Below are 22,129 nucleotides of genomic sequence, written 5' to 3'. Positions count from 1 at the left end.
TTTTAGCTATTTCAACATGACTGCTTCTTATATATGCAATAGCTACTGAGATAATCTAGTATTTGAATCGGGGATATTTCATGATTTGTTTGAATTTTGCTCCTATTGCCGTTGACTCTTCCGTAATCAGGTTTAAGATTGCGTTCCCAATGACCTTGTATACATATAGCTTTATCCAGCTTTGCTATCCATGGTCAGAACCTATTAACTCGTTGCTGAATGTATATTGAGGAATCCGGCAGTGGCTAAAGAAAAATTTGAAAGAAATAAACCGCATGTAAACGTAGGCACGATAGGTCACGTTGACCACGGTAAAACAACATTAACAGCAGCCTTAACGCGCGTATGTGCGGAAGTATGGGGCGGTGACGCCGTTGCTTTTGATGGTATCGATAATGCACCGGAAGAGCGTGAGCGCGGTATCACCATCGCGACGTCTCATGTTGAGTATGACTCGCCTACGCGTCACTACGCCCACGTTGACTGTCCAGGACACGCGGACTACGTGAAAAACATGATCACTGGTGCTGCTCAAATGGACGGTGCGATCTTAGTGTGTGGTTCTACGGATGGCCCTATGCCACAAACACGTGAGCACATCTTGTTGTCTCGTCAGGTAGGTGTACCTTACATTGTGGTGTTCTTGAACAAAGCAGACCTTCTAGCAGAAGACTGTGGCGGTGTAGACTCAGAAGAATACGCAGAGATGTTGGAATTGGTTGAAATGGAATTACGTGATCTTCTTTCTGAGTATGAATTCCCAGGAGACGACACGCCCATTATTGCGGGTTCTGCTTTGATGGCGTTGAACGGTCAAGACGACAACGAATTGGGTACATCAGCGGTTAAGAAGTTGGTTGAGACGTTGGATGAATACATTCCTGAGCCAGAGCGTGCGATCGACGGTGCTTTCATTATGCCTATCGAAGACGTGTTCTCGATCCAAGGTCGTGGAACGGTTGTGACAGGTCGTGTTGAGCGCGGTATTGTTAAAGTAGGTGAAGAAGTTGAAATTGTCGGTGTTAAAGAGACGACAAAGACGACTGTCACCGGTGTTGAAATGTTCCGTAAGTTACTTGACGAAGGCCGTGCAGGTGAGAACGTGGGTGTTCTGTTGCGTGGTACTAAGCGTGAAGAAGTAGAGCGTGGTCAAGTATTGGCGCATGTAGGTTCTATTACGCCTCACACGACTTTCGAAGGTGAAGTATACGTCTTGTCCAAAGATGAAGGTGGTCGTCATACGCCTTTCTTTAAAGGCTACCGTCCCCAGTTTTACTTCCGTACCACGGACGTAACCGGTGCTTGTGAATTACCAGAAGGCGTTGAGATGGTGATGCCAGGTGATAACATTCAAATGACAGTGACGTTGATCTGCCCAATTGCGATGGACGAAGGTTTGCGTTTTGCGATTCGTGAAGGTGGTCGTACTGTAGGTGCAGGTGTTGTAGCAAAAATTATTGCGTAATTGACACTGTTTCACTGCGATAAAAAAGGCTGCCATAGGCAGCCTTTTTTTTTCATTAATTTTTGAGGAACCTTATTACCATGTTGCTGACTACTACATACTAGATACGTTTCTAATGAAACTAAAATTCTTGTTAAGTTTTCGTTAAATTTAAAACTCAAAATATAAACGTAATGACAAACATTTAAAAAAGCAGATATTATTTTTAGATATTTTAAAATTTTACATGTAAGAAATTTTAAATTGCAAAATATATGTTAATTAATTTATTTTTATTTTGTTTTTTTATATATGACATTTTTCTTTCAAAAATATCTAAAAAATAAAATGATTTTATTGGGACACCTTAATAGCTCTAATTTTTCACTAATATTTTTTCTTTTTTAACGTTAAAAACAACTATTTTTTATTATAAAAATTATCTCTTAGATTTCCTTTTTCTGTCTCCTTAAAATATCTCAAGCCTTATTTTTTCTACTTTTTTACTAAAAAGTGTAATTGACTTTTATATTTATTTTCTTTCATAAAGATCTTTTCTTAATTATTTAAACGCCACACAAAAAGCTGACCATTTTGACATGTTGTAACATTTTTTTAGTTAAAAAAAGCAAGTTTTTTGTTGCTAAAAAAAATTTGACAAATCGCTTTTATCTATTTTTTTATAAGAATTTAACCGCTTTTTACTATTATTAACGTCAAAAAATTATTTTTGATTAAAAATCAGACAAAATAACTTCGTTTTTTGTGATGCTGTTCTCATTGTTTGATACAAGTCAACGATGCTGATAAAAAATAGTTATTCATGTCAGGAAAACGGAGTAGCATGCTTTTCGTGACGGGAAATTGACACAGCAAGTGTGTTTTTATTAAGTATGTATTTCCTTATACCTGAAAGACAAATACATAGTTCCCTTGCATTTAGTATTTATCAATATTTATTTAACTTAAGTCGTTTTGTGTAAAAGCAGAAAGGCTATTTCAATTGTGTTGTTTAACGATTTAAAAATACTGAGTTATTGGTAGGTGCCTCTTTGTGCCTTTAAAAAGTGCAGCTCATATTGAATGTTAAACACGTTATTTTTAAACGAAAGAATTTAGTTGATGCCGTGGTCGGCTAATGCAAGTAATTACACGGAAATTTGTTAATAACTAATAAAACATTCGGTAAATTTAAGGGTTCGTGTTATGAAAAACGAAGTTAAAGTTAATGATTTAGACATGAAAAATAATTTAGTTAAAAAGAAAAAGAGTCTCGGTCAAGGTATGACTGAATATATAATTATCGTGGCTCTGATTGCAATTGCTGCGATTGCCGTATTCCGTCTATTCGGTGATACCGCGCGTAACCAGGTTGCTGGTATGGCGATGGAATTATCTGGCCAGAACGGTGCTAACGCACAACAGAAAGCTGCTAAATCTGCGACTGCTGCTGAGACTGATGCAAAAGCTGTTAGAAACTTGAGCAACTACACTGGCAACAACTAAGTTTTCTATTCTCAAAGAGGTTCGTTTGAACCTCTTTATATTATTACTAAAAATATAAGTGTATTGATTTTCTATACAACATTTTTTTCCTTCATTTTGAGGAGTTGTATTCGGTGAAAGCATTTAACATAGCTAAGAGTAAAGGACAGGCTTTAGTTTACATAATTGCTTTATTGGTTCCCTTGTCCATGGGGGCTGCCTATGTCTATAACACATTTAATCTTTCGAACGAAAAAACGCGCTTACAGAATACTGCAGATGCTGTGGCATATAGTGTCGCTACGATAGAAGCTCGCGACCTCAATTTTAAGTCTTACACCAATAGAGCTATGGTCGCTAATCAAGTTGCTATTGCTCAAACTATAGGCCTGGTTTCTTGGACAAGATGGTTGGGAACCACTGCTCAGAATTTATCTTTAGTCACGTCATGGATTCCCTATGCTAACGTCGTTACACGAGCTATTGATCGTGTAGTTCAAGCATTTGAAAGAATTGTCGAGCGAATTTCTCCGGCCATTGTTACCGGTATAGATGTACTTATTACAGCTTTAACTTCTTCGCAACAAGCCATGCATGTGGCAACAGTCGCAGTAGCAGCAGATACGGTAAGAGAAGTTTCGCGTGCAAATGACCCAAGTATTCAAACAGGACTAAGCTTTTCAAATGCCGCCTTGTTTGCAGACTACGCACGCAAGCATAACCGGTTTAGCCGCCGTTTTAGACCAGAAACAGTAAGGTCGGAGAGACGCTTTACTGAGCGTTACCGTGAACATTTTGATCGAGTAGAAGAATTTCGCGAGATTACGATGGAGTCCCGCGATGGTTTTAGTTCTCGCAGAACCTATCGTTGGTTTAGCCTAAATTTACTTGTTGTTCAATTTGCTATGAGAAGAGCCGGCGGTACAGATTTAACAGGGGAAAATTCTCGTCATCGCTATGGCAGCTGGATTGCGATGGATACGATGTCTTGGCATACCCGTACACGAGGTTGTGGTACTTTCGGAACTCGTTGGTGTCGTTGGCGAGAAACTATTCCCATAGGTTGGGGGGCTGCAAAAGCGTCTCGCCGACAAGAAAACATTAGTTTTAGGCATCGTCATAATATGCGCCGTCCTGCGGTTGGTGACAGTTGGGATAGAGGGCAGAACCCAGTTGCCTCTGGAATTGCGCATGTAGAGTTTAACGGTGCACGAGAAATCCAATTGGGGCGCGGTGGTTATAACGGTTTGCGCAGTTATTTTGATCTGCACTACGACGGTTTAATTCAAAAAGCACCTGGAATTTCCATTCTGCTGACTAAGCCACAAAACTCTGTACGTGATGCGCGAGCATTAAATTATAACCAGGGTAATTTGGATGTTGATGGCGCCGCCAATATGGCAAGAAGCCGCATGGCGGCTATGGCAGAAGCAGAGCCCTATTTCGCAAGAATCAATGACAATGGACCCGGTACTAACGGTTATCGAAGAAGCGATCGAGCGCGTGAGTATGGCAACTTGTATAACCCCTATTGGCAAGCCAGATTATCGCCAATGAGTGAGACCAGAAAACGTCTTATTCAGGGAGCAGCAGGTGTTCTGTAAAACTAGCTAATTTAGTTAATTAGGAGTACGGATATGAGCAAAATACCTAATTTTTATATGTCACAGCGTGGCCAAGGAATGGTAGGTTTTATCGTTGCTGCAACATTTTTTGTTATTCCAGCTGCGCTTGGAATCAACTATCTAGCACGTCTTGGGGATGCTAAGCACAAATCCCATGAAGCGGCTAGATATGCAACGTGGGAGCGAACAGTTTGGCATCAGAGTGATAGTAGATATAATCGTAAATCTGATATTGATATCAGCCGAGAAATAAATCAAAGAATATTTGCTGAGCAAAATCGGCCTCTTGATTCTGTGCAGGATCGTAGACGCGTTGCAGCTAATACTATCCAATATGATCGCAACCTTTATAACTGGGATTTAACTAATGGGCCCAGAGCCCCAATTATTGAAACCCCTAATCGACGCGGTGCTGAACCCAATACCCTAGCCATTGCTGATAGTCGTGCACCGGGAACATTCAGTAGTGCCGTTAATAATGTCGCCAGTGGCGTTTTCGACTTTGATCGCAACGGCTTTTACAACTCTCGCATTAGTATGCAGTTCCATAAAGATCGCCATTATACAGCGGAATTTGATGCAGCTTTAGGTGGGAGTAATACGCCTTTAATGGCGACTACTAATAATGCCATGTTAGTCGGTTCGTGGAATGCAAATGGGCCTGGTGATGTGCGTCGTAGAGTTAGTCGTATTTTGCCTACCGACTTTTTAGACAATGGTGTTGTAGATGCATTTAGAGGTGCAGCTTCATTTGCCGGCTTTCGTGAATTTAGGCAGTTGGATTTCGGTCGTGTCGATCCCGAGCGAGTGCCTTGCCAACGCTTACAAGGTATTCGAGGTCGCGGTCGTGGTTGTTAATAGATCTCTGATACTAAAAATAATAAGGTTATCGTATGTGGATAAGTAAAATACGGCATTTATTTAGCATATTAAGTTTATTCATACTCTCAACAGCTGTCCACGCAAAGTGGCCTGAAATTCCTCTACCAAAAGATGCTCGTTTGACGGTAGTATCTGATCAGATGATTTTAAATGGTGTTGAAATGAAGTCTTGGGCAATAAATTCCTGGATGCCTGCCGAAAAAACCGTAGAGTTTTATAAAAAAACTTGGGAAAAGCCCACTATAGAAAATGCACCAGGGTTTGTAGAGTCTGCCTTTGAAGGTTGGCATATTATCAGCCGCTTAGAAGGGGATTACCAAATAACGGTGCAGCTTGATGACTCTGTTTTGCAAACCACCAAAGGCTTAGTTGCAATATCTAAATTGCCTGCGTTAAAGAATCCTCCTGCTATTGGTCGAGGTTTTCCGAAAGTAGGGGAAATGCAATTTATTAATGACATTAAAGCTGTAGATCAGAATAAAAAATCTCGTACTATTGTTGCTAGAACAACCGCTTCAGTTAAGAAAAGTGTTGAGCATTACAGAAGAGTCTATAAAAGGAAAGGATGGGAAGAGCAGACACACCAGTTTGCTTATGAAGGTCAGAATAAATTTGGTTTGTTATTTAACAAGCGTGGTAAGGAACTTAATTTAACTATTACTCGAACCAGTGATAAGACAGATATTGTAGCTGTATTAGTTGACTATTAATTATTGGGGTTTTGAAGGTAAAAATGAAAATAATAAATAGAAACAAACAACAGGGAGCCGCCTCTATCGAATATATTGTCGGCAGTATCTTTGTGCTTGCCGCTTTGTTGATGCCTGTGCTTCCAGCTGAAGGCGGCGATGGCAGAACAAGTGCAGCAGAAATGTTGATTGCTGCCATTAGAGAGAACTACCAGGCCTATGTTTGGGCAATGTCAATTCCAATTTAATAGCATAAAAATACGAGGGTGTAGGTAGTAAAATATGAAGAAGTATCGATCACTGGGGTTATTGGTAGTTGCGATTGTATTCTCCGGTCTTGCAGGCTTTGCCTCTGTTAAATACCTGGAGCATCGTGAGCAAGCTCTCATTGCTGAGTTTGATGAAAAGGCAAATTACACTGAGGTTATCGTCCCTAATAAAGACCTTTTGGTAGGGGATTTAATTAGCTTAGATACGGTTTCAGTAAGGCCTGTGCCTGCCACCTATCTTTCTAACGGTACCTTGTTTCCCAATGACTTTGATTCTATTGTCGGCTTGACTTTGAAAGAACCCGCCGGCGCTGGTAAACCCCTACTAAGAAGTCAGTTAGATGGCTTGACAGGTGTGGAGAAATTCTCTCAGTTGTTAAGCCCAGGACAGAGAGCTTTAACATTATCGATAGATGAGCTGCAATCCAATGAAAATATGTTAATGCCAGGGGATTATGTTGATATTTTGGTAAAAATAACCTCTGACTCTGGTGCAAAAACGGTTAACGTAACAAGTTTATTAGATAAGGTATTAGTTCTTGCGACGGGAATTACTACTGTTGCTGACCCCTCTTACTATCAAGCTCAGGCGGCACAGCAAGGTTATGGTTCTGTCACTGTTGGCGTTGCTTCTAAAGATGTTTCTACACTGCTTTCTGCTCAAACATTAGGTGAATTGATTTTCTTATTACGTAATCCTGAAGATGAAAGTAAAGGCCGCTTTGCTGATGGCTCTGGTTTATTTAATAACAGTAAAGATAATCGTATTCGAGTGTTTTCTAAAAGCAATGCTACTTCAGGGGTATTGACAGGTTCTTATCGTGTTTCAGGCAGTGGACAAAAGAACCTTTGGGGGAATGCGCAAGATACTGGTCGTCTTTATAAAAAGTATCAAGGCAAAGCACCAGAAGAAAAAGAAATAAAAATCGGGCAGCGATAATTTAACATCTGAATATTACTTTTGGACTAATTATTCGTGTTGATGTTGATATATATCATAGGACTGAATGTGTGAAGAAAGTTGTTTTTGTTGTAGTTTTTATTGTAGTGACCTGCTCAGCATCGTTTGCTTTATCCGCAAATTACAGATCGATAGAAATGCACCTTGGGGAAGTTAAAGTATTAGATGTGCCCGATGTTGAGCAAGTTGCCATTGGTGATGAAAAAATTGTTCTATACCGACCATTAGAAAATGGCGAAATGATACTTATTGGTGCCGGCTTAGGACAAACTAATTTACATGTTTGGCAGAAAGGTGGAAGACAGAGAATCTATAAGGTGAGTGTTATCAACCAAGATGTCTCAAGGAACTTAAAACTAGCACGCTACTTGGCTGAAAATATTGCGGGCTTAAAAGTTAGTGAGAAAGATAACCGAATTGTTTTTAGTGGCAATGTTTCTATTTCTCAAAAGGATAATTTTTTAGCCATTTTAGGACAGTTTTCTAATCCAATATCATTGGTGACTTACAGTAGTTTTGTGTTTCAGCCTGTTGTACGAATAGATGTCACTTTATTGGAAATAAAACAACGAGCGGTAAGGGATTTAGGCATCGACTGGGATGATGCTATTTCAGGACCCATTGTTGGTGTTCATAGGACATTCTCTCGTAATGATTTTTTTCGTATTGCAAGGGATATAGGCAATGATGGCGATGAAGTCGCATCAGGTATTATCGATCCTGATACTGGTGTGCCGAATGATTACAACTTTTATTCTTATGGTGGTCTTACAACGGTTCTAGGTTCAATAATCAATCTCTTAGAAGAGACCGGTGATGCTGAAGTAATTTCTTCGCCACGTTTGATGGCAAAAAGTGGTGAGTCGGCATCATTTTTATCTGGCGGCGAGTTTCCCGTTGCAGTATTGAATAACCAGGGACAAGTAGAAGTTGAATTTAAACAATATGGGGTTCGGCTGGAAATAAGCCCTCAAGTAGACTCAGAGGAAAATATTAATACTTTGATATTTACTGAATTAAGTTCTATTGACTTTGCGAATGTGGTTAATGGTGTGCCGGGACTAGTATCTAGAAACTCGGAAACTACAGTAAATTTACGCCATGGAGAAACCTACGCTATATCAGGCTTGGCTCTGGCAGAGAAGTCTGAACAAAATACAAAAGTCCCATTTTTGGGTGATATTCCATATTTGGGACAGCTTTTTAGAAGCACCAATACTGATGCTGATTCGACAGAATTGGTCATCATGGTAACACCGTATTTAGTTACGCCCGATTCAAAAATTAACAAAGACCTAATAGAAGCGGGTAATCCAATAAGAGAAAGTTTTAAAAACTTTGACTGGAAAACAAAAATTCTAGAGTAATTTGTATGTATAGAGTTGATGTTAATACTAAAAGTGGGACTAAGGTTTCTTCGTTTACTTGGAGTGAAGAAGAATGCCAAATAGGCCGCTCCAAAAGTAATCATATTGTTTTACACGGCTGGCGAGTTAGCGGCGTTCACGCCATTATCCGTAATATGTCAGAAGGCGCTTTTATCAGTGCTAGTGTTGACTCGAGAAATATTGTCGTTAATAAAAAGAAGTTTGCTGAGTACGGGCCTATTCAAGAATCCGATATTATTCAAATCGGTGACTATGTTATTCGCTTAAAGCCTAAAGGTGATCAGAAGGAAGTTGCATTTCAGAGTGGCGCTGGTGATAAAAAAACTACAAATACAAATCAAACATCATCAACAGATAACACGCAAGTAAATAACTCTACACAGCAACAGGAAGATCATGCTGGAAGCATAGATGATTCATTAAAAATGCAGTCGCATGAGTGGCGCTCGAAGATACATCGCCAATTATTCCAGATTATGGATTTGCGCCGCGTTAATATTAGTGAAATGGATGATGTAGAATTGCGTGAGTTTACACGCAATACTATCGATGAAATTTTAAAAGATCTTAATGATTTCCCTGATACTTTAGATGCTAAACAACTTGGTTATGAAGTGCTGGCAGAAGCGGTAGGTTTAGGGCCGCTTGAAGATCTTCTCAATAATGAGCAGGTCAGCGAGGTCATGGTTAACGCTTGTGATGAAATATTCTATGAGGAAGCAGGCCAACTTAAAAAATCGAAGATTACTTTCACTAATGACCGTTCAGTGATTGGTGCAATTGAACGTATTGTTGCACCTCTGGGCCGTCGTATCGATGAAAGTTCGCCAATGGTTGACGCTAGACTTAAAGATGGTTCACGTGTTAACGCCATTATTCCGCCTCTGGCTCTAAAAGGCCCTAGTATCACTATCCGAAAATTTATGAAGAATCGTCTTACCTCAGATGATTTGATTCGTTTTGGCTCAGCCAATAGTGATATGGTTAAGTTTCTCGAAACAGCGATTGTTCGCAAAAGAAATGTTGTTATTTCTGGTGGCACAGGTTCTGGTAAAACAACGTTGCTTAATATCCTATCAAATTATATTCCAGATAATGAACGTATCGTTACGGTGGAAGATGCGGCGGAACTTAAACTCTATCAGCCTAATCTTGTTTCTTTGGAAGCTAGACCGCCAAATCAGGAAGGGAAGGGTGCGATTCATATTCGTGACCTTGTAAAAAATTGCCTGCGTATGAGACCAGACCGAATTGTTGTAGGAGAGTGTCGGGGCGGTGAAGCATTGGATATGCTACAGGCGATGAACACAGGTCATGATGGGTCGTTAACAACTATCCATTCCAACTCTCCACGGGATTGTATTTCGAGGATGGAGGTACTGGTATTGATGTCTGGAATGGATTTGCCGGTGCGTGCCATCCGCGAACAAATTTCTTCTGCCGTCAATATTATTGTACAACAAACACGTTTCTCTTGTGGTAGTCGCCGTGTAACCAGTGTGACAGAAGTAACTGGAGTAGAAGGGGATACAGTGCAGTTGTCGGAAATTTTTCGCTTTCGTCAAACTGGATACGACTCCAATGGAAAAATTGAAGGTCGCTTTGAGTCTACTGGTTTAGTTCCTGAGTTTTATGAGGATCTGCGTCGTCGTGGTATTGAAGTAGATATGAGTATATTTAGAGAGGAGCATAATTCTTAATGACAACTCCTATACTTATTGGTATCGCTGCATTTCTTAGTTCGTTAATACTGGTTAGCGTTGGTTTCTCCCAGTTGTTGGCGGCGGGAAATAAATATCAAGAGTTATTTACTCAATCGGCCAATACCAATCTTACGGAGATGTTTATTTTCATCGACCCTAAGAAAATTTACGTACTCAACTTATTAGTGTTAGTGGCTGCATTTTTACTTATATGGCTATTAACGAAGTCTTGGCCAATAGCCCTTATTGCTTCAATTTTTTTAGGTGCTTCCCCTAAATTTTTCTGGCGTGTTTTGAAAGAAAAACGTAATGATCGCTTTTTAGGTGATTTGCCCGATGCACTAACTTCTATGTCTACCATGATGCGTGCTGGCGCCAATATGAATATGGCTTTGGAAACAGTAGTGGCTGAAACTCCTGGGCCTATATCTCAGGAGTTTGGTCTTTTTTTGCGGGAATTACGCATCGGTATCGACTATCACGAAGCGCTGGATAACCTACAAGAAAGGATGCCATTACAGGAATTAGAATTGGTGATCGCAGGGATGAAAATTAGCCGTGAAATTGGTGGGAGTTTAGCGGATGTTCTTTATCGCCTAGCCGATACCTTGAGACGAAAATTAGAAATGGAAGGAAAGATAAGAGCGTTAACTGCTCAAGGGAAAGCGCAAGGCTATGTGATGACGGGTTTGCCGGTATTTTTGGCTGTGGTGCTCATGAAGCTTGAGCCTGAAGCGATGGGAAGGTTATTTACGGAAGTCATAGGCTGGGTTGTATGTGCAGTTTTTTGTATTTTCCTATTTATTGGATATAAATTCATTAAAAAAATTGTGAGTATCGATGTTTGAGTTAGATATTGTTGCCTTAAAAATGTTGATTGGCATGGCCTTTTTTGTCGGCCTTGTTTGTTTTGTCTTTTCAATATCTGGCATTAAACAAGATATGCCTACTGATGATCGCCTTTATATGGATCCTTTACCTGGCACCTTAAGATCCATTTGGCCATTAGTAAATTTTTTCTCGTTTTACATTGGTGACCGATTTCCTGTTGAGATGTTAGTGAAAATAAGTAAGGATCTTCAGCGTAGTGGCGTCAGTTACTTGATGACTCCAGAGCAATATATTGGCTTGAAAATTACAGGCGCTGTGCTAATGGCCATATTTGCTTTTATCTCAATGCTATTGCTTGAGACATACAGTGGTTATGCACTTTTTTTTGCAGCAGTTTTAGGCTTTTTCCTACCTAAGATATCTTTAAGGGATCTCAAGAAAAAGCGCGAGAAAGCCATTATCCGGGCGTTGCCGACTTACCTAGATTTCCTAACTATGGCGGTACAAGCTGGCATGAATATGACAGGCTCTATTCAGCAAGCTGTGGATAAGGGGCCGCAGGGGCCACTCAATGTGGAATTTAAGAAAGTATTACGTGATATTAAAGCGGGCATGCCTCGCACGGATTCAATTCGTGAGCTTTCTGAGAGAAACAATATTAAAGAAATTACTGCTTTTGTGACGTCGGTAATTCAGGCAGAAAAAACGGGCGCGAGTGTTGGTAACACTTTAAAAGTACAGGCGGATCAGCGCCGCGTGGAGCGTTTCCAACGAGCTGAAAAACTCGCTATGGAAGCTCCCGTTAAATTAATTTTTCCTTTGGTAGTATTTATCTTCCCTATGACCTTTTTGGCTTTGGGATTCCCTATCGTGATGAAGTTTATGTATGAACTTTAAAGGAGAGTTTAAAAAACTGAGTGTTGTCAGTGATGGAGAACATTTACTTAATATAGCCATGGCTGATGGTATTTTGACTAGGGCGCGAGGCCTGCTATTCCATCAACCACTAAATGAAGAACAAGGACTTTTGCTGTCTCCGTGTAATGCTGTACATACATTTTTTATGCGCTACAGAATTGATGTGTACTTTATTGACGAGCATAGAAAAGTATTAAAAGTCTGCAAAAACTTGAAGCCATGGCGTCAAGCTATGTGTTTGTCAGCAAAGTATGTTCTTGAAGTGAAAGAAAATAATGCACGAATGAGCAATATTTGTGTCGGTGAAAAGTTAGTTTGGGCTTGATTATTAATTCTCAACATTATCAATGCCCAGAGAGTGTTAGGAAAATTTATGCGTAGTTTTGCCTTAAAAGTGCTATTAGTTTTACAGTTTTTATTTCTTGTTGCATGTGCATCTACTGATAGCAGCAGCAAAAAGTCTTTAGACGCCCTAGCACTTGTTGAAATAGCTAATGATTATTATGAGAAAGGCTTGCTGTCAGATGCAGAGGCTAAATATAGAAGAATTACTCGCGAATATCCCAAATATCACGAGGCATGGTTGAAGTTAGGCAATATTTATATACGCACCGATCAGCTCGATGCAGCAATTATTGCCTATGAGACTTGTAATAAAAAGCAACCCGAAGATGTTAGGTGCTGGAATAATCTAGCATTGGCCAGGGTAAAACAAGCAGTTTCCAGCCTCGATGTAGGTAAAGCTGCGATGATGAAAAACTCTGATGAGTACTTGGGCCTTGAGAATTTTCAAATGAAATTGATAAGTATCTTGGCTACAGAATGATAAGTCTTGGAAAGTGTGAGGTATGATTATGGCTCGATATAATACGCGCTCTAGCTCGCATATCCCGAAAAGGATATTTTCGAAAGGGCTAAAATCTCAGGGTGGTCAAGCACTCGTTGAACATATTATTTTGTGGCCAGCATTGGTCATTGTTGTCTTAGGTACATTGCAAGCTGTATTTTTATACCGAGATAAAGCTACCTTTAACGATGTTGTACTGCGGGCTGCCAGGGAGGGCGCTTTACACAACGCTCGTGTAGGCCCTATGCAGCAAATGATGGTTAAAGGATTAGTACCTTTGTATTTAAAACGCAATCCCAATGCTGCCAACTATCTTTTGGCTGAGGGCCGTGCGTATTTAGATAATCAGATTAATCCTAGAAATGGTAATCGAATTGGTAATGCGCCGATACGTATGCAAGTGATTTCGCCGAACGCAGATGTTTTTAGGCGCTTTGCTCGCGATATGTTCCAACTGCAAGATGGGTGTGAAGAAAATATTCGTCGCCGCCGAGGTAATGATATTACACGCTGTCGAGAGCAGCGATTCAGGCAAATACCTAATGATAATTTAAATATCCGTAGCGCAGGTACAACCAATGTTCGTGTTGAGGGGCGCACGGTTAGAATGAATTTGCAGGACGCCAATATATTGAAGGTGCGAGGCCATTGGTGCGCGCCATTGACAGTCCCTTTCATGCGCGCCGCATTTTATAACACACTATTTCGTTTCAATATGTTGTGGAGTCAAGATTTTTGGTTCTTCTATGCATCAAAAAGAGAAGTACGCGACCATCCCCATTGGGGAGCATGTGCCGCTAAGACAGTGCGCAATGCAGGTCTCGCTGCTGCAGGGGTAGAAAGTAGAAAATATTATATCCCTATTTCTTCAGATGCTGTTGTACGTATGCAGTCGCCGGTAAGGCAATAAATTTAATTTAATAACTTGATTATTTTACGATGAATAAAGCACCGAATATATTATCCCTCAATGTGTTAATGGTTTTTTTTGCGTGTTTACTCACAACCAAAGCCTTTGCTGAAATTGACTTAATTTCGCTATACCCAAAAGCGACAGTGTTTAAAAAGATCAACAAGGAACATCAACGTTACCAGGTTATTCAGAGTGATATTCAATATATTACAGATCTCACTGGCGATTCCGAAGAAGGCTATTTTCCAGCAAAATCCATGATGCTCGACGGTGTTGTAGAACGTACAGTATATGATCATACAGAGACAGACGCGGCTATAGAAATAGCCAAAAATATGCGTGACGAGATGAAGAGAAAAGGCTTCGAAATCTTATACGAGTGTGCGCGGGATGAATGCGGTGATGTTGCAGGATGGCGTTTATACCTGAGCCGTCACGTGGATGGCTATGTCGATAAACAATATTATATTTTAGCGCAGCATCCAGATAAAAAAGACGGTGATTGGTATGTGGCATTCTATGTTAACGAATTTACCAATATTCCTCGTTCAATAATTCATGTACTAAACACAGGTTCAATCGATTTTAAAAATTACGTCATCAATGTACGCAACTTGGGCGTTTGGCTCTCTCGGGGTGATAGTGTTCCTCTAGAGGGTCTATTTTTTGAATTTGACAGTGCAGATATTACCAAAGAGTCATACGTAGTATTGGATAACTTGGTTGAGGTACTCAATGAAACGCCTGAGATGACTATTTCAATCGATGGTCATACAGATGAACTTGGTTCGGAAAAATACAATTTAGATCTTTCCTTACGTCGCGCTGAATCAGTAAAAAATTACTTGATAAAAAAAGGTATTAAGGATTCCCGCCTGGTTGTTGCAGGTTACGGTGAAGGTCGGCCTAAAACTTTGTCAAAAGATAGTAAAGCTAGAGCCCAAAATCGCAGAGTAGAAGTGGTGAGAACTAATGGATAATAGTAAAAAATTTGTTATTTTAATTTTAATTTTCGGAATCTCTGGATTTTCAGGCCTAATCTATCAATCTATTTGGGCAAGCTATCTAAAGTTATTCTTAGGTCATTCTGCTTATGCTCAGACCTTAGTGCTTTCTATTTTTATGGGAGGTATGGCAATTGGTGCGTGGTATGTAGGTAAACGAACCGCCGATTTAAAACGTCCTGTATTATGGTATGCCATCACCGAAGCGGCTGTAGGTGTGCTTGGCATAGTATTCCATGCAGTTTATATGTCTGTAACATCTTTTTCTTATGAACATGTTGTCAGTGGCATGTCTTCCCCTGAACTTATAGGCTTATATAAATGGACTTTGGCGACGTTATTGATATTGCCACAATCAATTCTTTTAGGAGCGACTTTTCCTCTGCTTGCCGCAGGTTTAGTGCGAGCAGCACCGGCGAAGAATGGACGCTTGATCTCCCTGCTTTATTTCTCAAATAGCTTAGGTGCTGTGGTAGGCGTTTTAACTAGCGGTTTTGTTCTTATTCAAAATTATGGTCTACCTGGCACAGTCGCGATAGCCGGTTTTGTTAATTTATGGCTTGCCGCTCTAGTATGGGTTATCAATAACAAATGGGAAATTGATGATATTGGTCTCGAAAAAATAACGCTTATCAATACTGAAAAGCTAAGTAACGATAACGCTATTGTGCCTAGCACATTAAAACTCATGATTTTATGTGCTGGTTTTACTGGGATGGCATCATTTTTCTACGAGCTAGGTTGGATTCGCATGTTGAGCATGGTTCTGGGTAGCTCGACACATTCTTTTGAACTGATGCTCAGCGGTTTTATTCTGGGTATTGCCATTGGTGGCTTTTGGATTAAAAACAGAATTGAAACACTAGTCGATCCGGTTAAAACACTAGCCTATATTCAATTAACAATGGGAGCACTTGCAGCACTATCACTGTTTGTTTATGACCAGACGTTCTCTCTGATGTCCGTGCTCATGAGAGCATTGGATCAGAGTGAACCGGGATATCTATTTTTTAATCTATCATCCCATTTCGTTGTGCTACTGCTGATGTTGCCCACAACGATTTGTGCCGGTATGACTTTACCTCTCATTACCTACTCATTAATGAAAACTTCGGTAGGTGAAAAGAGTATTGGTATGGTCTATTCAGCTAACACTCTTGGCAGTATTTTAGGTATTTTATTAGTTGTGCACATGATATTACCTGTACTCGGTTTAAAAGCTGTTATTATTCTAGGTGCAGGAATTGACATTGTGGTCGGCTTCTTTTTACTGCGACCTACCGCTATCAGTTTTAAACACCCGCGAATAGCTGCTCCTGTTGCTGGTGCGGCGCTAATTGTTTTATCCGCTGTTGCTTTTTTCGAATTAGATCCTAACAAAACTTCATCATCTGTTTTTAGAAACGGGCGCGCTTTAAGCTCGGGCGAAAACATAGCACGCCTTGATGGCAAGACTTCATCTATTGATGTATATACCGTCGGTAAGGATGAAGAGGAGCGAATGGTTATTGCGACCAATGGCAAACCTGATGCTTCTATTACGGTTGACCCGAAAGGCGATACTTCTCCTGATGAAATTACTATGATAATGGCTGCTGCGCTTCCTTTAGCAATGCACGATAACCCCGAGTATGTAGCCAACATCGGTATTGGTTCTGGTTTAACTGGGCATACTTTAATGGGGGATAAGCGCATTAAACGCTTAGACTCAATTGAAATCGAGAGCAAAATGGTTGAAGGGGCGAAGTTTTTCGGTGATAAAGTTTCCCGTTCATTTACCGACGAGCGTTCAAAAATTCATATAGAAGATGCGAAAACATTTTTTTCTTACAACAACCATAAATATGATGTGATTGTTTCTGAACCATCTAACCCTTGGGTGAGTGGTGTCGCGACCTTATTCTCTTCTGAGTTTTACAATCATATTAATCAGTATATTGCTGAAGATGGAATATTTGTTCAGTGGTTACACTTGTACGAAACAGATTTACACACGGTTGCCAGTGTTATGAAAGCTCTGGGTGAAAAGTTTAATCACTACAACGTTTATTCGAGTAATACTGTAGATATGTTAATTGTCGCCTCTCAATCTCAAGAGGCCATTAATGTTGATGTAGATATTTTTAAAAATTACGAAGATTTAGAGCTATTAGAGCGAGTAGGTTTGAGTGATCTTAATGATATTAAATTTCATTTTTTAGCTTCTAAACGTGTATTGGCTCCTTTCTTTGAAAGTTTTGATGTTGCAGCTAATTCTGATTTTTATCCGGTAATCGATACCCGTGCAGTGAAAGCTCGTTTCTTAAAATTGGATGCCCTTGAGATTACGGGGTTATATCGCACGCCGTTTACTATGGAGAATTTATGGCCAGGTAATGAGCCGGCAATGACAGAAGAAAGTAGTGTTGTGTCTAGCCAGTCAAAGCATTTTTCTCCGTCAGTTGGTGCCATGGAAGCCAAGCAAGTATATGAGTATTACTTTAACCAGACAGCACTTAAACAAGATCTGCCCGACAAGCTCTACTTTGCTTCACAACTATTTTATTCTGCTGAAACATGCCATAAAAATCTAAATGAAAACTACGTTGTTAAGAACCTGAGTTATATGGCCAGTATGTCTCTTGCTTTTTGGAATAAGGGAACAAATAAAAAACTTGTTGAGCATTTAGATCAGTTACCTTGTGTACAAGCATCTGAATTGGTTTCTAATATGGTTGCTACCATTAATTATACCTTGACTGATGAATATGCGAGCCTCAGTGCAGTAACAGCAGAATTACTGGAAACGCTCGTCCCTAAAGACAAAAAGGTTCACGATAATCTTTCAGTGTTTTTATTATCCATGAATATGTACGCCTCTTTTATGGATAAAAACTTTAATGCAACAATTGCAGCATTTGATGAATACGAAAGTGTTGGCGTAAATATGAAAAAGCACCGTCAGGCGATTGCCATGCCCATTATCTATCAGCATGCCAAGCAAGAGCTAATTGAGCAGGGTGGTATAGCGTCATCTGACTAAATAATAATGTAGATACTTAAGGTGTATGACATGTTGTTATATTCGATTGGTTATCTGTTAGGAAAATTGATTTTTGCCTATATTGCAGTTTGCCTCATTTGTTTTTTTCTCAGCAAATTTCAATATAAAAATGCGGTAGCCCTTGCTCATGGAAAAAAAGGCTTAGTTGCTATTTCTCTGTTCTTTGCAGTGCCTTTTATTACAGGACTTAGTAGTAGTCTTGCGTAATTAACATTTATCAAAAATCTAATATTTAAGAAATAGTGATTTGTAGGAACGCTATGATCATGAAAATTAAATACCGCTTTATGTTTTATATAAGCATGTTGGCGTTGATGTTTAGTCCTAGTGCTTACTCTGAGTTACCAGTGCAATCTCGGGAATTGCAGTATATCTGGGTAAAAGATGGCTATCAGGTGGGGGTAGATAATGATCCTCCATGGCAATGGAAATATTTAGAAGACACTAATGGAGGAGAGTTTGTTGCTATGTCACCGGATTCTTATTATCCACCTGCTGCTATTACCATCAGAACGCATAACAGTATAGAAGTGGATCGCGGTGAACATTTCTTTAAACGCATGGCACTTGTTGCAATTAATACCGCGATGAAAAGCTATGGTACAGATTTCCAATTTAAGTTGAGTGATTTGGAAAAAAATGAATATGGAGGATTAAAAGGCTACTCAGTAGAGTTTTTATCCAAGAGCAAGGACGTGAAACATGATGTAAAAATTTTTGTTGCTAGAAACAGTATTAATAAAGTTTTGTCTCTCACAGCTTCAACTCTGGAGGGGAAGTTACCGCATTTATCTCCAGTGTTGGACAGAATGTGGAGCAATATCTCATTTGCACAAGCTAACAAATACCAAGAAAAATAACTGGAATCTACACTATGAAATATAAAAATAGGTTTGTAGGTAAAAGCCTTGCGAGGCAAGCAGGGGCAGCGATGAGCGAATATTTACCTTTGCTAGGTTTCGTTCTAACGATTATCGCTGGCGGTATAGGACAGTACGGCGATGTTGTTCGGGATCAAGGTTCTAATGTCGCTGTAGAATTGTCCGGAGGACAATATGCTCCTGGCAGTGGTTCCGGCGGCGGTGGAGGCACTGGCGGCGGTGGCGGAACTGGCGGCGGTGGCGGCACTGGCGGCGGTGGAGGCACTGGCGGTGGTGGAGGCACTGGCGGTGGTGGAGGCACTGGCGGCGGGGGAGGCACTGGCGGTGGTGGAGGCACTGGCGGTGGTGGAGGCACTGGCGGCGGTGGAGGCACTGGCGGCGGGGGGGGCACTGGCGGCGGTGGAGGCACTGGCGGCGGTGGAGGCACTGGCGGCGGTGGAGGCACTGGCGGCGGTGGAGGTACCGGCGGTGATGGAGGCGACGCTGAAGATGAAGAAAGTCTAATTGAAGAAATTCTTGATTTTACCTCTAACTTTGTACGTGGCCTGTGGGACGGCATCCTTACTCAGTTTTGGGATTTAGTTAACTTCTTATTGAATCCGATTGAGACTGCACGCCAGTTGCGAGATCTGGCCGTCGCATTGTTTACCGATTTTGAAGCGACCATGCAGGCGATTATTGATCAGCTGGGTGATGATATAGCTGCTGTTATCAGTGGTGATCCCTACCGTATTGGTCAACTTGTGGGTGAGAATATTAGCCCCGCTGCATTAACTAGTATTGTGACTCGAGTACGACGCTTGGCCGGCTTTTCCCGCACAGCGCGAAGGCTAGATGTTGGTTGTAGTAGCTTCCTTGAAGGCACCATGGTGTGGACAGAAACAGGGATGCGGCCAATAGAAACACTCAAGGTCGGTGATCGAGTGTATTCGCGAGATGAGAATACTTTCGAGGATGGTATTAATCCTATTACGCAGCTATTCACCCGTGAGGTGGAAGGTTACTACGAAATAAAAACCGGCTATGACCATATTCAAACCACTGCTGAACATCCATTTTGGCGCCAAGGTGAAGGTTGGGTATTTGCTGCTAATTTAGAAAAAGGTAATGCCCTTGCTGCCGCTGAAGGCGATATCTTAGTGCGCAGTGTGAAATACGCTAAAGGTCCTGTGAGTGTTTACAACTTTGAAGTAGAGAAGCATCACAGTTACTTTGTTAGCACCAATAAGCTCTGGGTGCACAACCCCAATGATGCATGTGATATTGCTGCTCGTACTGGGCGAGTCAATGCCGCTGTTGATCAAGCGTTGGATCTATTACCAGCCGCAAAACGAGATCGCTTTGGCAGGATGTTGGACGACAATCCTAATATTCGCGATGCAATTATTGAAAACCCCGAACTTGCACGTGCATGGGATATAGCAGATGACGCTGGTTATTCTGACTTTGGCAGATTAGGACCAGAATCATTAGAGAGTGTTCATCGTTTATTAGAAAATCGACGCTTGGACGATATAAATCTTGATGGCGATAATTTAAGGCGTTTATTAGCGGCTAACCGCTCAGCAGGATCTGGCGCTTTAGGCCTACAAGAGTTAGCGGATGGCTTGCATGATTTGGCCGACGCTGGTGTTGAAATAGGTGATATCACGCCACTTATTGGTGATCTTGAACGAGGGGGTAATTTCGCTGTTGGTGCTGGGTTTACTTTAAAACATATCACTGATAACCCTGCGCAGTTTGCTGATTTGGAGCTTCGTTTCGAAGTTACTGCTCCGGGTAGACGTGTAGATGTGGAGGTTATTGATGAAGGCTTCTTTAGCAGCAGGACTATCCGTTATGAATATAAATCTGTTCAAAATTTGCCACCGCAAGAATTTGGGAGACAATTTGTAACAGATTTACAACAAGCTGACCTTGACGATATACGCTGGATTTTTGATAGAGACAAGCTAAGCCGTAACGGTCAATCTCTAAGTGCTTCAAGGCAAGATATGTTAGATACTATAAGGGAGGAGATGAGAAGTATGCGTACTGAGGAAAGCGAAGCTATATGGAGGAAATTTGGGGCTCGAAATCAGGAGCAATTCGATAGTATACTTTCCAGTAATTTTACTAATATTTTTAGGGCTGAATAATGTTCGAATGTACCTCTTTTTTAAGTAACGTAAAGCTCCTTGGTATCTTAGGTAATGATGTGCCAATACTTTACGGCGACTTAGTGGGGGCTGAAAAATCCTGCTGTGTTATGGACTTGGAAAAGGGTACATTTGAAAAACGGTTTAGTTATGATTATTCAAAATGTTTAACTAATAATTTTGCAGGTCATCTTTATATTCATGATCTTGAAGGAAAAAGCGAACTACTCGTTGCAAGTGCTCATGATGTTAAAAACTACCCCGCCTTAAAGCCTGAACACAGAGTTAAGTCCGTGCTGGGTGGCTGTATTTTGTTTGAAGAGCATAAACAAGATATTCGTCACTTAATATCTCTACAAGAGAGGGAAAAAATTCAGAGTTTTTCCATGAGTGAGGAGTATTATTATTTGTTGGAACATCCCGACTCTGAGCGCTTGTTTTTTGTTAATCAGGTTGGAAGTATTGTTACCTGTGTGCAAGGTGCTAGTGGCGATATCTTGTGGCAAGTATCTTTTCCTGATCACATTACAGTTGATAGCCGGTGGACTATAAAGCAATACGGTGATGCCCTTGTGTTTAATGGTCATGCCGTATTGACGGAGCCTACTAATGTAGGAGAAATACAATTTAAACCTCGAGGTGGCCAAGAGAAAGTAAGAGCCATGATGTCTATAGATATTAATAGTGGTGATATCTTATGGATACAAGCTCCGGTATTTGGCGGTGACAGCGGTAACCTAAATGCCTGTTATAACTTAGATTCTTCAAATAGCAACTTGACGATTCTTTGGTCACATGGGTGTCATACTATCGATCTTAAAACTGCTGAAACGGTGGATCTGACCATCTTTGACAAAAAGATAATCAAGCAACATAAAATAGACTTCTCTTCTGTATATAAAAACTATGTAGTAGGCGCCGGTAAACGTGGTGATTTGGTAATTTTCGATAGAGATACGAAAGAAATCGTCCAAAGTGATAAAGGTAAATGGGGTCAAAGCCTAATGAAAGCCCCTATTATTTCTAACGATTTCTTACTGGTGTGTGAAGATGATCTAGGAGTTGAACTTCCTTATTCTGTTTCAATTTTTTCTCGAAGCTAACTGGC

Annotated in this window: 20 protein-coding genes; all 20 read left to right on the top strand. The window is 40.6% G+C overall.

What is annotated here, in order from left to right:
• Positions 1–241 precede the first annotated feature (241 nt).
• The 20 genes from tuf (at position 242) to BVC89_RS21565 (ending at position 22,124) form a co-directional block, all read left to right on the top strand.
• Positions 242–1,465 (top strand): elongation factor Tu, encoded by a 1,224-nt coding sequence (tuf, locus tag BVC89_RS21660; protein ID WP_086933207.1) that lies wholly within the window; start codon positions 242–244, stop codon positions 1,463–1,465.
• A 1,185-nt stretch (positions 1,466–2,650) separates the two neighbouring features.
• Positions 2,651–2,950 carry a pilus assembly protein gene (locus tag BVC89_RS21655; RefSeq protein ID WP_245929183.1) on the top strand — a complete coding sequence of 100 codons (300 nt, stop codon included), beginning with the start codon at positions 2,651–2,653 and terminating at the stop codon, positions 2,948–2,950.
• 113 nt (positions 2,951–3,063) lie between these two features.
• Positions 3,064–4,533 carry a Tad domain-containing protein gene (locus BVC89_RS21650; protein WP_086933206.1) on the top strand — a complete coding sequence of 490 codons (1,470 nt, stop codon included), beginning with the start codon at positions 3,064–3,066 and terminating at the stop codon, positions 4,531–4,533.
• A gap of 33 nt (positions 4,534–4,566) precedes the next feature.
• Positions 4,567–5,412: a hypothetical protein gene (locus tag BVC89_RS21645; protein ID WP_086933205.1), complete on the top strand. Its 846-nt coding sequence runs from the start codon at positions 4,567–4,569 to the stop codon at positions 5,410–5,412.
• A 35-nt stretch (positions 5,413–5,447) separates the two neighbouring features.
• Positions 5,448–6,146 carry a hypothetical protein gene (locus tag BVC89_RS21640; protein WP_086933204.1) on the top strand — a complete coding sequence of 233 codons (699 nt, stop codon included), beginning with the start codon at positions 5,448–5,450 and terminating at the stop codon, positions 6,144–6,146.
• A gap of 23 nt (positions 6,147–6,169) precedes the next feature.
• On the top strand, positions 6,170–6,373 hold the full coding sequence (locus BVC89_RS21635) for a hypothetical protein (protein ID WP_086933203.1): 204 nt from the start codon (positions 6,170–6,172) through the stop codon (positions 6,371–6,373).
• Between the two features lie 34 nt (positions 6,374–6,407).
• On the top strand, positions 6,408–7,334 hold the full coding sequence (gene cpaB / locus BVC89_RS21630) for a Flp pilus assembly protein CpaB (RefSeq protein WP_086933202.1): 927 nt from the start codon (positions 6,408–6,410) through the stop codon (positions 7,332–7,334).
• Positions 7,335–7,405: 71 nt separating this feature from the next.
• Entirely contained in the window at positions 7,406–8,722 is a 1,317-nt protein-coding gene (locus BVC89_RS21625) for a type II and III secretion system protein family protein (RefSeq protein WP_086933201.1), read from the top strand.
• Between the two features lie 5 nt (positions 8,723–8,727).
• Positions 8,728–10,443 carry a TadA family conjugal transfer-associated ATPase gene (locus tag BVC89_RS21620; RefSeq protein ID WP_086933200.1) on the top strand — a complete coding sequence of 572 codons (1,716 nt, stop codon included), beginning with the start codon at positions 8,728–8,730 and terminating at the stop codon, positions 10,441–10,443.
• Positions 10,443–11,294 (top strand): type II secretion system F family protein, encoded by an 852-nt coding sequence (locus tag BVC89_RS21615; RefSeq protein WP_086933199.1) that lies wholly within the window; start codon positions 10,443–10,445, stop codon positions 11,292–11,294. Before BVC89_RS21620 ends, BVC89_RS21615 begins: the two co-directional genes overlap by 1 nt.
• The gene (locus tag BVC89_RS21610; RefSeq protein WP_086933198.1) at positions 11,287–12,174 is read left to right on the top strand and encodes a type II secretion system F family protein; all 888 of its coding nucleotides are present in this window, start codon (positions 11,287–11,289) and stop codon (positions 12,172–12,174) included. Before BVC89_RS21615 ends, BVC89_RS21610 begins: the two co-directional genes overlap by 8 nt.
• A complete protein-coding gene (locus BVC89_RS21605; RefSeq protein ID WP_086933197.1) occupies positions 12,164–12,520 on the top strand; it encodes a DUF192 domain-containing protein in 357 nt (118 codons plus the stop codon). Before BVC89_RS21610 ends, BVC89_RS21605 begins: the two co-directional genes overlap by 11 nt.
• A 48-nt stretch (positions 12,521–12,568) precedes the next feature.
• Positions 12,569–13,021, top strand: coding sequence for a tetratricopeptide repeat protein (locus BVC89_RS21600; RefSeq protein WP_086933196.1), 453 nt, complete (start codon positions 12,569–12,571; stop codon positions 13,019–13,021).
• A 28-nt stretch (positions 13,022–13,049) separates the two neighbouring features.
• On the top strand, positions 13,050–13,952 hold the full coding sequence (locus BVC89_RS21595) for a TadE/TadG family type IV pilus assembly protein (RefSeq protein WP_158658064.1): 903 nt from the start codon (positions 13,050–13,052) through the stop codon (positions 13,950–13,952).
• A gap of 29 nt (positions 13,953–13,981) precedes the next feature.
• Positions 13,982–14,935: an OmpA family protein gene (locus BVC89_RS21590; RefSeq protein WP_086933194.1), complete on the top strand. Its 954-nt coding sequence runs from the start codon at positions 13,982–13,984 to the stop codon at positions 14,933–14,935.
• Positions 14,928–17,981, top strand: coding sequence for a fused MFS/spermidine synthase (locus tag BVC89_RS21585; protein WP_086933193.1), 3,054 nt, complete (start codon positions 14,928–14,930; stop codon positions 17,979–17,981). The genes BVC89_RS21590 and BVC89_RS21585 overlap by 8 nt, the downstream gene beginning before the upstream one ends.
• A 30-nt stretch (positions 17,982–18,011) precedes the next feature.
• Entirely contained in the window at positions 18,012–18,209 is a 198-nt protein-coding gene (locus tag BVC89_RS21580) for a hypothetical protein (RefSeq protein WP_086933192.1), read from the top strand.
• Between the two features lie 59 nt (positions 18,210–18,268).
• Complete coding sequence (locus BVC89_RS21575; protein ID WP_086933191.1) at positions 18,269–18,862, top strand: hypothetical protein; 594 nt, start codon at positions 18,269–18,271, stop codon at positions 18,860–18,862.
• A gap of 14 nt (positions 18,863–18,876) precedes the next feature.
• On the top strand, positions 18,877–21,021 hold the full coding sequence (locus BVC89_RS21570; RefSeq protein ID WP_086933190.1) for a polymorphic toxin-type HINT domain-containing protein: 2,145 nt from the start codon (positions 18,877–18,879) through the stop codon (positions 21,019–21,021).
• On the top strand, positions 21,021–22,124 hold the full coding sequence (locus tag BVC89_RS21565; protein ID WP_086933189.1) for a hypothetical protein: 1,104 nt from the start codon (positions 21,021–21,023) through the stop codon (positions 22,122–22,124). Before BVC89_RS21570 ends, BVC89_RS21565 begins: the two co-directional genes overlap by 1 nt.
• Positions 22,125–22,129 lie beyond the last annotated feature (5 nt).

The organism is Agarilytica rhodophyticola (assembly GCF_002157225.2).
GTDB classification, from domain to species: Bacteria; Pseudomonadota; Gammaproteobacteria; order Pseudomonadales; family Cellvibrionaceae; genus Agarilytica; species Agarilytica rhodophyticola.
Note: the sequence above shows the minus strand (reverse complement) of the source record. Positions and strands in the feature narration are given on the sequence as shown.

Excerpts from the sequence above, each read along its gene's own strand:
- BVC89_RS21655 (WP_245929183.1), top strand. The coding sequence starts at position 2,651 with ATGAAAAACGAAGTTAAAGTTAATGATTTAGACATGAAAAATAATTTA.
- BVC89_RS21645 (WP_086933205.1), top strand. The coding sequence starts at position 4,567 with ATGAGCAAAATACCTAATTTTTATATGTCACAGCGTGGCCAAGGAATG.
- BVC89_RS21640 (WP_086933204.1), top strand. The coding sequence starts at position 5,448 with ATGTGGATAAGTAAAATACGGCATTTATTTAGCATATTAAGTTTATTC.
- BVC89_RS21635 (WP_086933203.1), top strand. The coding sequence starts at position 6,170 with ATGAAAATAATAAATAGAAACAAACAACAGGGAGCCGCCTCTATCGAA.
- cpaB (WP_086933202.1), top strand. The coding sequence starts at position 6,408 with ATGAAGAAGTATCGATCACTGGGGTTATTGGTAGTTGCGATTGTATTC.
- BVC89_RS21620 (WP_086933200.1), top strand. The coding sequence starts at position 8,728 with ATGTATAGAGTTGATGTTAATACTAAAAGTGGGACTAAGGTTTCTTCG.
- BVC89_RS21615 (WP_086933199.1), top strand. The coding sequence starts at position 10,443 with ATGACAACTCCTATACTTATTGGTATCGCTGCATTTCTTAGTTCGTTA.
- BVC89_RS21610 (WP_086933198.1), top strand. The coding sequence starts at position 11,287 with ATGTTTGAGTTAGATATTGTTGCCTTAAAAATGTTGATTGGCATGGCC.
- BVC89_RS21605 (WP_086933197.1), top strand. The coding sequence starts at position 12,164 with ATGAACTTTAAAGGAGAGTTTAAAAAACTGAGTGTTGTCAGTGATGGA.
- BVC89_RS21600 (WP_086933196.1), top strand. The coding sequence starts at position 12,569 with ATGCGTAGTTTTGCCTTAAAAGTGCTATTAGTTTTACAGTTTTTATTT.
- BVC89_RS21595 (WP_158658064.1), top strand. The coding sequence starts at position 13,050 with ATGGCTCGATATAATACGCGCTCTAGCTCGCATATCCCGAAAAGGATA.
- BVC89_RS21590 (WP_086933194.1), top strand. The coding sequence starts at position 13,982 with ATGAATAAAGCACCGAATATATTATCCCTCAATGTGTTAATGGTTTTT.
- BVC89_RS21585 (WP_086933193.1), top strand. The coding sequence starts at position 14,928 with ATGGATAATAGTAAAAAATTTGTTATTTTAATTTTAATTTTCGGAATC.
- BVC89_RS21580 (WP_086933192.1), top strand. The coding sequence starts at position 18,012 with ATGTTGTTATATTCGATTGGTTATCTGTTAGGAAAATTGATTTTTGCC.
- BVC89_RS21575 (WP_086933191.1), top strand. The coding sequence starts at position 18,269 with ATGAAAATTAAATACCGCTTTATGTTTTATATAAGCATGTTGGCGTTG.
- BVC89_RS21570 (WP_086933190.1), top strand. The coding sequence starts at position 18,877 with ATGAAATATAAAAATAGGTTTGTAGGTAAAAGCCTTGCGAGGCAAGCA.
- BVC89_RS21565 (WP_086933189.1), top strand. The coding sequence starts at position 21,021 with ATGTTCGAATGTACCTCTTTTTTAAGTAACGTAAAGCTCCTTGGTATC.